Origin of the sequence: Sphingobacterium haloxyli (genome assembly GCF_002980525.1) — a bacterium.
GTDB lineage: Bacteria > Bacteroidota > Bacteroidia > Sphingobacteriales > Sphingobacteriaceae > Sphingobacterium > Sphingobacterium haloxyli.
Genome location: NZ_PVBQ01000003.1, coordinates 270,570 through 283,846, shown reverse-complemented (window position 1 = coordinate 283,846; position 13,277 = coordinate 270,570). Strand labels below are relative to the sequence as shown.

At 46.4% G+C, this 13,277-nt stretch carries 9 protein-coding genes; all 9 read right to left on the bottom strand.

What is annotated here, in order from left to right; all coding sequences use genetic code 11:
* Nucleotides 1–10 precede the first annotated feature (10 nt).
* Complete coding sequence (locus C5745_RS05070; RefSeq protein ID WP_105715892.1) at nt 11–1,234, bottom strand: MFS transporter; 1,224 nt, start codon at nt 1,232–1,234, stop codon at nt 11–13.
* Complete coding sequence (locus C5745_RS05065; RefSeq protein WP_133166293.1) at nt 1,231–2,274, bottom strand: galactose oxidase; 1,044 nt, start codon at nt 2,272–2,274, stop codon at nt 1,231–1,233. Before C5745_RS05065 ends, C5745_RS05070 begins: the two co-directional genes overlap by 4 nt.
* Nucleotides 2,275–2,325: 51 nt before the next feature.
* A complete protein-coding gene (locus C5745_RS05060) occupies nt 2,326–3,237 on the bottom strand; it encodes a dihydrodipicolinate synthase family protein (RefSeq protein ID WP_105715890.1) in 912 nt (303 codons plus the stop codon).
* 49 nt (nt 3,238–3,286) lie between these two features.
* Nucleotides 3,287–4,969, bottom strand: coding sequence for a sialidase family protein (locus tag C5745_RS05055; protein ID WP_207795718.1), 1,683 nt, complete (start codon nt 4,967–4,969; stop codon nt 3,287–3,289).
* 2 nt (nt 4,970–4,971) lie between these two features.
* On the bottom strand, nt 4,972–6,474 hold the full coding sequence (locus tag C5745_RS05050; RefSeq protein WP_105715889.1) for a LamG-like jellyroll fold domain-containing protein: 1,503 nt from the start codon (nt 6,472–6,474) through the stop codon (nt 4,972–4,974).
* A gap of 8 nt (nt 6,475–6,482) precedes the next feature.
* Nucleotides 6,483–7,595, bottom strand: coding sequence for a sialidase family protein (locus tag C5745_RS05045; protein WP_105715888.1), 1,113 nt, complete (start codon nt 7,593–7,595; stop codon nt 6,483–6,485).
* 11 nt (nt 7,596–7,606) lie between these two features.
* Nucleotides 7,607–9,073, bottom strand: coding sequence for a RagB/SusD family nutrient uptake outer membrane protein (locus C5745_RS05040; protein WP_207795717.1), 1,467 nt, complete (start codon nt 9,071–9,073; stop codon nt 7,607–7,609).
* Nucleotides 9,074–9,097: 24 nt separating this feature from the next.
* Nucleotides 9,098–12,328, bottom strand: coding sequence for a SusC/RagA family TonB-linked outer membrane protein (locus C5745_RS05035; RefSeq protein ID WP_105715886.1), 3,231 nt, complete (start codon nt 12,326–12,328; stop codon nt 9,098–9,100).
* Nucleotides 12,329–12,522: 194 nt separating this feature from the next.
* Nucleotides 12,523–13,218, bottom strand: coding sequence for a FadR/GntR family transcriptional regulator (locus C5745_RS05030; RefSeq protein ID WP_105715885.1), 696 nt, complete (start codon nt 13,216–13,218; stop codon nt 12,523–12,525).
* Nucleotides 13,219–13,277: the final 59 nt, after the last annotated feature.

Below are 13,277 nucleotides of genomic sequence, written 5' to 3'. Positions count from 1 at the left end.
TTCAGTCCTGTCACCATTTGATCTTCACCAATAATAAGCTTAACGTTCCGCAGAGTAACAGGATCGCGGTAAACTGATAAATGACGGACAGTCCAATCTGCGCATCCATCAGTGCTCCGCCCAAGTATACCATTATACCACCTACAATGGTGCTAAGACAATTTAAGAATCCGTAGGCCGTTGCCACGTACCTTCCCTCCACAATTTGTCGCAAGAGCGGCATTAAATTAGCATCATTGAATCCTCTACCTAAACCGAAGACAACCATTCCCGCGATAGCAATACCAAACGTCGAGGTCGATGCCAGCAAGAACAAACAGGGCGCCCCCAATACAAACCCCAGAACAATGGCATATAATCTTCCCTTAGCAGATTTGCGCACCCAATAATCTGCCAGAAGTCCACCCAATACAACTCCGGCGAAGGAGCCTATTTGAATATATCCCGTCGCAGAGAGTCCCGCTGCTCCTAAATCCAGCACATATTGTTGTTTCAAGAACGTAGGCATCCAACCATTCACGATCCAATTCGCCATTCCAAGTATGGCAAAATAAATAAGAACAATATAAAATGAGCGTAATTGGAATATAGCGCGAAAAGTCTGTCCCACAGCTATCGTCTTTTCGGAACCAGCGATAGCTTTTTTATCTGCAGCACTTTCTCTGTCTCGATATTCGACTAGCGTAAACCACAGGATTACAGCGTAAGCCACACCGATAAAACCGAACAAATGAAACCCGAATCTCCATCCCCATAAATCGGCCATGTATCCGCCCACCCCACCCAGCGCCATTCCCGCATATAAACCACTCATATGCAACCCGGTAGCCAACGATCGGCTTCTGCCACGATGGTAGTCTGTAATCATGGCAAGTCCAGCTGGAATATAACAGGCCTCACTGACGCCCATCAAGAACCGTGAAACCAGCATTTCTTCAAACGAACGGCAATAACCCGTCCAAATCGTCATCAGCGACCACACAAACACCGAGAAAACGATCAGTGTTTTGCGGGCATACTTGTCGGCCAAATAACCCCCAAGCGGACTAAACAGACCGTATGCGATGAGAAAAATGGTCGTCAGCAACCCGAACTGGGCATCAGTCAAGTTAAACTCGTTCACGATAGGATCACGCATCGAAGTAATCAATATGCGATCAAAGTAATTTAAGAAAGCTACGACCCACAATGCCGCAACCACAAACCAGATATAAAATGTTGACTGATTTCTCATAGATTCTTCGCTTTATGAGGTAGCATGCTCCCTTGAATAACCTGTGATGTCCTGATACCCGGCTTCACCTCTCCCATTGGTAACACTACCGTGTCTCGCACAACAATGGCTGTTGTGGTTACAGGAGGTAAGCTATCCAACAAGTCCATGGTTTGCTGATCATACCATTTTTGCCGCTCTACATCGAACATATGGATTCTATTAGAGAATCCTGGATGGCCCCTACCTAATTGCATCTGCGCCAGTTCTCCATCGTCTCCTCCGAAGATGAAAAATTGCTCGTTATCGGAATCATAGAAACAAGGACTGGGCGCCGCTGCGACAGCACGGGGAAGATTTGTCAATTTTGCCCAACCCTCCCCAGGCCGATAACGGTACGTATCCCGTAAATACTGTCTTTGACCGTCTCTAAGCGCCACACCCGAAAAAACATACAGAGCCTTTCCATCAGTTCCTAGAACCGCTAGCATTCTACCATCTCCCGGCAAAGGGGGGCAGACATCCCAACCATCCTCAGGTTGCTTTAAATCCATCCGGAAACATACATTCTCCGCCTGTACCGCATCCGGCTTAGTTGTCCCTCCGACAATATACCACGAGGTTCCAACGCGTATACCCGACATATTAGCAAGCGGCATCGGCAACGGCTGGAGCTCTACAGTCTGTAAAGAATCATTCTCCAACGTTATTCTGTATACCTTGTCCTGATGTCCTGTTTCATTACTTCCTCCACCTACGTAAAAAGCATTTTCCAAACTAGCAGAAGCACCATATCCCAAACGTATAGGCAATCTACCGCGTTCGAGCCATTCCCTGCTATTGTCCTCTAAAAAGAATATCTTATCGGTCCAATGCTTCTTGCCACCTTCCCACGGCAACTTTCCGTCAGGAAAATTAGCGCCTCCTAACAGGATAATTCCATCATCGAGCTTTCCGGCGAAAGATCCCGCAAAACCTAATGTATCCGGAACAGGGGGCATCATAGACCATTTCCAGTCATTTCTGTGATGCTGCGCATCTCCAACGTTGCAAGATACCATAGTTATAACGGGTAGTAGTAATAATAAAAATACATCGCGCATATACGAGGTCTATAAACCATTGACCAATTCCAAAAAACCAGAAGCGGTCAGATCTTCATAGAGTCTATGTTCTGATTCAGCGTCTAACGACTGTAATGGCAACCGAGGATCTCCTAGATCTAAACCTATCTTTTTCATAATAGACCGTTGTGTAGGGATTGGACCATACTTCACGATCAATTGTACCATCTCCACCGCATGGAAATGGAGTTGTTCTGCTTCCTTAATTTTCCGTTGCTCAAATAAATTCATCACCTCGATATAGAGGCGGGCAGCATAGTTATATGTACTGCCAATAGCTCCTTGTGCACCTACCGCCAGTGCAGGAAGCAACAGTTCATCGTATCCGAAAAGGATATCGTATTTACCTCCCTTATAATGCAAACACGCCTGATATTCGTTTATGGTAGAGGCTGTATATTTTATACCAGCAAAGGTAGGCACATATTCTTCCGCCAATTCCAAAAATTCAATCATATCCACCTGAATACCTGTAATGTTTGGAATATGGTAATAATAAAAAGGTGTGTTAGGAGCTGCCGATGCAATTTCTGCCATACTATCTATCAGGTTTTTAACCGTATTTGGTTTAAAATAGAAAGCAGAGACGGCAGAGATATAATCCGCTCCCATGGATTCCGCGTGCGCTGCCAAACGCCTTGCCTCCTTAACGGAGCTATGTCCAACATGCACAAACACCAGTAAACGACCACGAACAGCTTTCATATAGGCTTCCGCTACCTGCATTCTTTCCTCCGTCGAAAGGCTTGGCCCCTCCCCGTTTGTACCACAAATGAATATCCCCTTCACTTTTTGTTGCACCATGTACTCTGTAATCGCAGGTATTAAATCAAAATTGATTGATCCATCCGATTTGTATGCAGCAAATGTCGCTACTATTAATCCTTTAACTTTCTTCATGTCATGTAAAATGTCTAATTTATTTTTCTACCTCTTGCTATCAAATCGTTTAGTCTTTATCCGCGTCTTTAATTATATCCGATACCGCAAACTTTTGGAAGACCATATCCGCCTGGCTGCTCTCGTACAAAATGCCGATATAGCCGTCATCTACAGAGGTGATGCAGGAATATGCTCTGCTGCTGCCCTCGTCTAATAGGACCTGCAACTCTTGCGGCCACGTGCTTCCCCCATCCAAGCTAGCTTTTAGTGTCATATGGATTCTTTTGGACTTGTGATTGGGATTCGAGAAGAACAAGATCGACTTGCTTCCATTCACCGAAGCTATATCGTGTCGGTACAAGCTAGCCATACAGGTCGGTTCCGGCAAGTCGCGAAAAGAAGTGGGATGTTCCTTCCATGTGGCGCCTAGGTCAGACGACACGCTTATCGCCCTGCCATTGTCTGTTCCCAAATTATCCCTATTCTTGTTCGCTCGCATATTGAGCATGAGCTGTCCATTGGGCAACGCGACAACCGCACACTCGGTCGTTCCCCCTTCTACGTCGATCGCCTTTGCAGAAGACTTCCACGTCTGGCCACCGTCCTTACTATAAGCGATATTCGAAAACGGCTTTCCGGTATGGTCACGGCCCTGCGTTGGGAAAACGAGGGTGCCATCCGGCAAGGTTATACCGTTCCCCGGTGCCGGCGCCCATAGCCACCACTCTTCCTTTTTCCCCATCTTGGTGATATTTATAGGCTCGCTCCATGTTTTACCATCGTCGACACTCTTCACCAACATGAATTGGGAACTTTGCTTAACGTCGAAACCGGCCTGAGAACCCCTCTTTCTCCACTGATGATTCCAAGCCGTGCTCGTATCCTGCAGGCTATCTATCCAATTCCCGGTATCGTCTAACACGCCATACATCCATGTAGCCGCAATGTAAATTGTACCATTAATGCTATCTACCAAGATGCAAGCATCCGATACGCCGTTGAACTTTTGCGGCAAACCACCCCATTCGCCCATATCCATTGCAATTTGCATAGGCTCCCAGGTCTGGCCTCCGTCTTCGCTACGGTGCAAACCTATATCCATATGCCCCTGCAAATCGCGAGCACTCTCATACCGTGCATCAAAAATGGCAAGCAAGGCTCCTTTTTTTGTGCGTGCCAGCCCAGGGATCCGCGAAGTGTGTACGTTGTCCTGATTGTGCCGTCTTACCGCAACGGCAGGATAGAATGTTTTTTCATCTTCAGTTTTGGATTTATAGGTTTTTCCTCCCACTAGAATCTCCATCGTTTTTAACGCAAAGTTATCCGCTAGCTTCCACGTGTCCGGCAAGGCGCATGCGACGTAGAAATAAGAATCTTCTTCTTCCAAAACCACATCACCTGTAAAAATCTCATCAGCGTTATAAGCTATCTTTTTACGACCAAACAATGACCATTCCTGGCCTGGTTTGTTCCGGAATGAAGTGTCCGATTTAGCATAATAAATGGACACCTCCGCGCCACCCGTTGGGACAGCATTCATCTGCATCTGTAAGGCCATTTCACGCAAGCGCTGTCCTTTCTGTCCACTAATTTTTATCTTGGAAACAATTGTCTCCTGTGCTATAACCACCGGCACTTGGCGTTGGAATTCAACATATACTACGGTTTTCCCCTTTGCATACATGCACCCGCCAAGGCACATACTAAGAAAGAGCATATAAAAACCTTTAACTAACTGTAATTTATTCATCCTTAAAATTCAAATAGTGTTTTAACTTCTGTTTCACTCAGGGCTTTTTTATAAATGATAAGATCATCCAAATCACCTCTAAAATAGTTATCAAATCCGGCAACCATCTCTTGCAGGGCGATCTTGAACGGCCCTGCGTTGGATACCACTTTAACAGTGTTCGTGGTCCCCTCTCGAACAAGCATACCGTTAACGTAGATTATCGACCTATTACCATTCCGCACACAAACAACATGATTCCACTTTCCATCGGTCGTCGAGCGGTCACTATTTAGGATAAAACCGCCCGTGGCATCTTCTGTCGCAAATCGCATCTTCCGATCGGTTGTGTTATCTCCTAGGCGCAGCCATGTTTGATTATCGCCGCTTCCGTTCTTCCCACTTTCCTGCCATACCATCATTCTGGACGTATTAGACGACCTCACCCAAACCGATACCGTATAATTCTGGCTCGAAAAGTTCAGGGCGTCGTGATCCGGTATTACCAAGCCACCAGCACCACCGAAGGTGGCCACTTTTCCCCCTGCCCCAGATCGGTCTACACCGTTAAACGACGGCGCCACACCCTGTACCTGGGGAGACAAAGCGTTTGCTGACAAATCCGTTACGTTCCTGTCAAAGGGAATCAGCAACGCGAGATCGCTGTTGTCGACCACGCGGATAGCCCTTTCTTTCACCACCGTTTTGCTCGTATATTCATTGGACACTGTTAGCTTAACCCCATAGATCCCCGGCTGGGCATAACGCACGATCGGCTCCTTTTCGTTCGAAGTACTGGACGACGCACCTTCAAACTCCCACTGCCAGCTTTCTGCCAAACCGATAGATGCATCGAAAAAGCGCACATCATATCCTGTCGGAACCGTACTGTACGCCACATCAAAATCAGCGTTCAGATCCCGGGGATCTAAGACCGTTAAATAGCCTATCTTCTCCGTTATGTCGCTATATTCCGGATTCGAAACGGTAAGCGTTACGTCGTAAACTCCAGGATTTTCAAACACCACTTTTGGATCGCTGTCGGTATATTTGACCTCGTGGTCTGCACTTTTAAATACCCATTCCCATGAAGTCGCAACGCCTTTCGTCAGGTTTTCAAACGTAATTTCCTCCTGAATATACACCACGGTATTCGCTGTTGCAAAGTCTGCTGTCAGCGGGCCGTAGCCCACCGTTATATAGTCCTCGCGGACCACTTCATGGGAAACATTTCCCCGGGTGGTCACAAGCGTGACCTTGTAGGTCCCCGGAAGTTCGTAAACGATCACCGGATTAGCCAGTATCGACGTATCGGGCGATCCACCTTCAAATATCCACTGCAGCCGCGACGGCATCCCTTGAGACCGGTCCGAAAACATCACCGAGTCGCCGGCAGCAATTTCTTGTTTATCCACTGTAAAGTCTGCTTGTAATGGCCCTAGATCTGTCTCATTTTTACTACACGAAAGCATGGACACGCAAAAGAGCGACAACACGACTACCTTCCATATTGTTTTCATCTTCATCAGGTTTGTTATTTAAGGTTATCCAAAGATATGACTTCAAATGCTATCCCCTCGTTAGCATCTGACACGCCGCGTTCATAAAGCATCGCGAGGTTATCAGGATCCAATAAGGCCATGTCGGAGTATGCAGCAAATTCACCGTACAATAGCTGCTCTTTCGGATAGGTCCGGCCGTCGTCGTAGCTCACACGCAACGTCATGTTCCGGCGCCGGGTTTCATGGGCCGGGTTGGCAAACAACAAAATCGATCTGTCGTCTGTATCCGTAAAGGTGAGCATGCTTCCCTGGCAAACCGGATCGATCAATGTTTGGTGTACCTCTGGTGTACTCCAAGACAGGCCTCCATCAGCGCTACGCGAAAGTAACCTCCGCTTGTCACTATTCGGACAACGCATATTCAGTAAAAGGTCTCCATTGGAAAGTTCAGCTACGGTGCACTCGTTGGGCTTAAACACCGGATGGGAAGGAATGCCGCCAAGTTTCCACGTTTCTCCATGATCATCGGAATAGATGCTATGCGCATTCCCGGTATGATCACAGGGAATTACCAAACGACCAGCATATTCCCCTTTTTTAAGCTGTATGCCATGGACAGGACCTGTCGCATACCAGGTCCAGTTGTCTTTTTTAACAGAAGCCGTAATGTCTTTCGGTTGCGACCATGTAACACCATCGTCCGCCGAGCGCGTAACATACACTTGGTCATTATTCAAACACATCAATAAATGGATTTCCCCTGTCACTTCATCGACTACAGGAGCTGGATTTCCAGCCGTGTTATCACCTGCGTCCCAAATAACAAACATATCTTCCCAAGTTTCTCCGTTATCCACCGACCTGCGAAGAACAAGATCTATGTTTCCATCGTCTGCACAGTTGTCCTTCCGCGCCTCTGCAAAAGCCAGCAACGTGCCTTCCTTCGTCCTCACCAGCGCAGGAATCCGATAGCAGGCATAGTCTTTATAGCCTTTCTGATAAATATAGGGCGCGTCTAGTTCATCGTTCTCACGGTCAAAATAATCGTCGGGGATGCGCTCGCCCAATTCCCCGTCGCAGGAATAGCATATGAAACAAGCAGCTATCAGCCCTATTACTATTCGTATATAATTATTTCTTTTCATGGTTATCAAAATTAAAATGAATATCCCTCTGTTTGTTCAAGCAGAGGATTCAAATCTATCTGTGCTTGCGGTATCGGGAAAAACAGCGGTATATTTTTTCCTTGTAGGCTAGGAACCTCTTCATACGCATCTATTGTACCGCCAAAGTGGAAGCGTACCAAATCTGGCCAACGTTTCAGCTCGAGGTATGTTTCTTTAAATGATTCATTTAAAATGGCCTCCTCGATACTTCTTTTGGCCAACGGACCCGTGTATGGACCTATCGCCGCACGCTCACGTACGGCATCCAGAGCTTTTACCGATTCGTCCAGCTGTTCAAGCGCCGCCAGAGCCTCCGCCTGTAGCAGCTGCAGACCACCCCACCGGTAAATAATGATGTCGTTGTCGTAATGGCGATCATCGCTAAAACTGGTTCCGCGAAACTTGTTATCGAAAACGCCGATCGTACTTCCGTTTGCGGCTACAGCCCTGATGATTGACACGCTTGTCCTTTTATCCTGCGGGTATGCGGCAAAGGCTTCGATCAGCTTACTACTTGGGGCGTATACGCTGCGGGCTCCGTTCAAAGCATACGGTATCTGCGCTGCGTTGACCGCATTTTGCACAAAAATGTTCCGGGGCTTGAGACGGCTACTATAGTGGTCAGACTTCTCATCACGTTGAAAATGCAGGGAAAACAATATTTCTGCATTCTTTTTGCTATCCGTGGCGAAGATATCGCTAAACTCGGCCACAGGTGATACGACAGCCAGCGCTATGCGTACCGACTGCAGCGCTTGCTCCAGGTCTTCCTGATCTCCTCGAAGCACTTTAGCCTTCCATAAAAGTAAATCAGCCTTCAGCGCATGTGCAGCCGGTTTGGAAGCCCTCGATTTGTTCGAGACACCATCCTCTGGAAAGAGCCCAATAGCCTGGTCGAGATCCGCGAGTAGCTGTTCCGCCACTTCCGCAGCCGCCATGCGTGGCAACGGCTGCTTGTCATCACTTTCCGTAGGTTCCAGTTCCAACGGGACGTCGCCAAACGTCCGGATCAAGATAAAATACACATACGACCGGATGAACAACGTCTCTGCCATCGCCCTGCTCCGATCATGCTCGTTTACGTACGTAATGGTAGGCGCGTATTTAAGCAGCATATTACATTGCTGAATCACTTCATACAGCTCCAGCCAGTTCGGTGCGTTGGCGTTGTTCAGGTTTTGCTGCCAGCCGGGCGTTACGCCCGATTCCAAACCTTGTTCAAAAGCGTCTCCCCGATCTTCCAACCAGTAGGTCGTATTCATGACCCCGTTCGTTCCCGTACCGCTACCGCCACGAAACCTATTATAAATCCCCGTCAAATAACCGTTTACATCGTCCGGGGCATTCCAAAAGCCATTACCAATAATGGCCGACTCCTGTTCAACATCCAAGATGCTATCGCAGCTCGACAGCAAGCAGATGGAACAAACTAAAACTAAAATACTTTTAAAACGCATAATATATGTTTTTGAATACCTTCATTAAAACGTCACCGAAAGCGCTGCGTTAAACTGCCGCGGCCTTGGATACTCGCCCTGATCATTCCCCTTATAGATCTCTGGGAAGAGACCATCGTAGAATGTCCAATAGCCCAGATTAAAAGCCGCCACTGTAAGGCTCAGCCCTTTCACGCGAGCCTTTCTAAGCCAATCGCCCTGAAATTGATAAGATAACGAGAGCTCCCTGAAGGCCAGAAAATCTCCCTTCGAATAATACAGCGAGTTATTGCTGCTATATCCCGAAGTTCCGCCTATGCCATTAGGATTACGCAAATGGTTCCGGAAATTATAGTCTGCATCACTTTGCACGGTGTAGCGCGGAATCTCTGCCACGTCACCCTGCTCGTTCCACACATTATCGCCCATCACGTCCTTGATAATCATGTTGTTATTTCGTGCACTACCCATGACCCGCGCTTTCCACGAGTTATCAATGACATGTCCAATAGCATAATCCACCACAAACCTGAATGTGAGCGCTTTATATTGTAACGTATTCACCATTCCCCCTTGTTTGTCGGGGCGTATATAACCCATAAATACCATATCGCGGTAGTCGATGATACCGTTTCTATCCTTATCGTACCAGATGGCATCACCGCCAACTTTCTGCCTTCCATTGGCCTCTACATCTTCCTCGGCATGCAACGCTTCCTCGTCTGTGCTGTACACGCCGATCATTTGATAAGCATATCGGGCACCAAACCGCTCACCCTCTGCAAATCCACCTACCTTGACATATTCCTGCTTGTCGGTATCCCAGACAAAATTCCCTCCGCTTCTATTCTTATCCTCTTGGTTTTCCGGCATCTTAACTACAGTTGCTCTGTTAAATGAGAAAGTAAACCCCAGATCCCAATTGAAATGTTCCCCTCGTATAGGCTGCCCGGAAAGCTGCAAGTCAACTCCTCGATTACTGATAGAACCAAAATTGCTTCGGATAGATGCAAATCCGGTAGAAGCCCATAGCGGTCTCATAAATAAACGATCACTCGTCACTTTGTTATAATACTCCGCGGTCAACTGCAACCTATTGTCAAAGAATCCCCAATCCGCCCCTATATCAAATGAAGTGGTTGTTTCCCAAATCAGATTACGGTTAGCTAATACGGAATTATTAATCCCTACAGCACCATCATAAGGAAAACCGGCTGTATATTCACCTTGGGCATCCGCGATGGATAGCTCGTTGTTACCTGTTTGCCCCCAGCTGGTCCGAATCTTCATCTGATTCACGTAGGGTGAAATATTTTGCCAGAAACTTTCGCGGTGCAAGTTCCACCCTGCGGAGAAACCTGGGAAAAAGCCCCACCGGTTATTTTCTGCAAACCGGGAAGATCCATCGACCCGAAAACTGGCCGATAGCATGTATTTCGCCATGTAGTCATAGTCCGCACGACCAAAGTAGCTCATTATTACATCGGTTGCTTTGGTTGTCGTAATACGCTGCGTTTCCGGCTCCGTAGCATTCAAAGTCGGAATGTAATCAGTTGGCGCATTGTAACCGCTACCTCTCATTTGATAGGTATGATCGTTAATATAACTTGAGCCCAGTAACACATTCATATGGTGCCGCTCCGCAAAACGTTTATCATAGGTTAGCAAAGCGTCCGCTTGGATCTTGCGGAACTGATCATGCACCGCGCTCGCGTTCCGGTTACGGTTTGTTTCATTGGAAGCTTCAAAATAATTTTCGATACCCTCCGTCGTGTTGTAGTATAACGCAGGAGCAAACTTGAGCCCGGGCAGGATATTATAATCCAGTCCCAGTCCTATCGTCGTCCGGTATACCTTTACATCATTATATTTTTCTTTGTAATACACTTCGTAATGACGACTCCGGAAATTGGCGGGCCCTTCACCGGGAGCAGGCAGTCCGTCCTCGTAGTAATCACGATACGTAAACGGCATAGTTATCGAACGGGAAAGTACATTTTGGTAATTCCATGGTGCATTGGAACTCCTCATTTGATAGGAAAAGTTGGAGCGCAGCTTCATTTTCTCATTCAAGTTGTACTCACCGTTGAAAAGCGCGCTGTAGTTTTTATATTCTGTACCGACAACTGTACCCGCTTGGCTGTTATGTCCCAGTCCAAGATAATAGCTACCCAAGTCACCACCCCCGCTTACGTTCAGATCATATTGCGTGGAACGACCATTCTGCAAAGTCATGTCCTGATAATCCGTTTCCTTAAAGATCAAATGCTTTTGCGTCACCGGATCAATCATCGTCTCCCAACCCTGATTTTCCATCAGATCCGCCACATAATCCTGTCCATACTCTTGTAAATAGGTATCCAAGAAAGCCAACGTATTCCTACTATTACGCGGATTACCTGTAGACATCCCATAGGCGCCGCTAGACAGGAACATCTCTGGATTCGTTTTATTAAACTTGTGGGTATTGAGCCGACTGATGTAAATGTAATCCCGCGCACTGGCAAAGTCGTACCGCTTAGCTAGTTGTTCCAACGCCGGTGTAATTTTAAAATTGATGGTTGGTTTCCCTGCGCTACCAGATTTTGTTTTAATGATAATAACGCCATTGGCAGCACGCGCTCCGTATATCGCGGTGGATGCAGCGTCTTTAAGCACTTGCATCGATTCAATATCATCCGGATTTAAATCCGAAATATTTCGCATCGTTCCGACAACACCATCCACAATCATTAAGGGCGTATCACCTTCCGGCGACGTTGAACTTCCCCCACGGATGAAAATCTGTGGATTTGCCCCCGGCTGGCCGTTGGATACCTGTAGCGAAACCCCGGCAACCTTCCCCTGCATCTGCAACAGTGGGTTTTGTCCAGGAGCGTTGGCGAATTCTTGCGCGTCCACCTTCCCGACAGATGTAGTCACCGTAGCACGGCTCTGCTCGCCATAACCGATAACCACCACCTCATCCAGATCGGTCTGCTCCTTTGCCAAAAGCACGTCGAGTTCCCCTTCGGCGGGAACCTTCACCACTTGCCTACGGTATCCTACCGCAGAAATCTCGAGCTCACTGTTAACTTGCTGTGCTTGCAATAGGAACGTCCCCGCTGCGGATGTTGTCGTCGATGAAGCGCTCCCCGTTATCGTCACCCCTTCCAAAGGCGTTCCTTCGCTGTCCTTCACTTGTCCCGACACATCCCGGATCTGTCCCAATAATGGAACACAACAAATTGACAAAATAAAAAAAGAAAATAATTTCTTTAAAACTGATTCCCTCATAATCAGAATTTTAATGATTTAAAATTGAGTTATTTAATACTTATGTAGAACATAATAACAAATATAAAGTATTAAAATTAACACTTGCAAATTTTTAGGTTATTTTTTTAAGAATTTTGGGTTTTGGTATGAATTGGTTTTACGCGTTGTATTACAAATGAAAAAAGGAGGAAACTTCCCTCCTTTTTAATTTTTTAGCTTAATCGATCAAAATGTGGGCTTAGATGGATTCGCATAGCTTCTTTAAATTCCTGCGGCGTCCCGTTTTTTATTATCTCTACCAGATCACCGTGTCCGACGTTGCTTATAGGTGGAATGCCGTGGAGCTTCTCTTCTTCCGAAACGACATATTCAAAAATAGGCAGGAGTAAATTTTGAAAGCGCATAATAGTAGCGTTTCCGGTCATAGCGTATAACTTACCGTGAAAAGCAATCTCATGTTTCACTTTAAAAGAAGCTTTATTCTGATTTATACTCTTTTGCACGATTCTTTCGAGTTCAGCCACATCATCATCCGTTTTCCTCCGAAAGATCAAATCGGCTAATCCCATTTCCAATACCATTCGAAGTTCAAACAAATCTTGCAGCGTCCGTTGTTCCAAAATTAGTGGATCTAATACACGTTCAAAACCACCGAATATGTCGGGTTCTGACAACACCATACCTCGCTTCTTTCTTGATTCGACCATACCTAACATCTTTAATCTACTCAAAGCTTCCCGCACAACATTGCGGCTCACCTCAAGCGCTTCCGCAAGCTCCAGTTCCTTCGGTATGGCATCTCCAGGTTTAAACGCATTTTTCTTAAAATAGTCGAGCAGCCTTTTTTCTACAATATCTGCCATCGTCACACTTTCCACCTTTTCTATTTGATATGATTCTAATCCCATATGTTCAAAATTTGTTCAAATGTAGCACATAAAAATAGTACAAATTATTATTTTTTTTT

What these genes read in the sequence shown, in the direction of transcription:
- C5745_RS05060 (WP_105715890.1), bottom strand. Translation starts at nt 3,237, where the DNA reads ATGAAGAAAGTTAAAGGATTAATAGTAGCGACATTTGCTGCATACAAA.
- C5745_RS05030 (WP_105715885.1), bottom strand. Translation starts at nt 13,218, where the DNA reads ATGGGATTAGAATCATATCAAATAGAAAAGGTGGAAAGTGTGACGATG.
- C5745_RS05065 (WP_133166293.1), bottom strand. Translation starts at nt 2,274, where the DNA reads ATGGTATCTTGCAACGTTGGAGATGCGCAGCATCACAGAAATGACTGG.
- C5745_RS05050 (WP_105715889.1), bottom strand. Translation starts at nt 6,474, where the DNA reads ATGAAGATGAAAACAATATGGAAGGTAGTCGTGTTGTCGCTCTTTTGC.
- C5745_RS05040 (WP_207795717.1), bottom strand. Translation starts at nt 9,073, where the DNA reads ATGCGTTTTAAAAGTATTTTAGTTTTAGTTTGTTCCATCTGCTTGCTG.
- C5745_RS05070 (WP_105715892.1), bottom strand. Translation starts at nt 1,234, where the DNA reads ATGAGAAATCAGTCAACATTTTATATCTGGTTTGTGGTTGCGGCATTG.
- C5745_RS05035 (WP_105715886.1), bottom strand. Translation starts at nt 12,328, where the DNA reads ATGAGGGAATCAGTTTTAAAGAAATTATTTTCTTTTTTTATTTTGTCA.
- C5745_RS05055 (WP_207795718.1), bottom strand. Translation starts at nt 4,969, where the DNA reads ATGAATAAATTACAGTTAGTTAAAGGTTTTTATATGCTCTTTCTTAGT.
- C5745_RS05045 (WP_105715888.1), bottom strand. Translation starts at nt 7,595, where the DNA reads ATGAAAAGAAATAATTATATACGAATAGTAATAGGGCTGATAGCTGCT.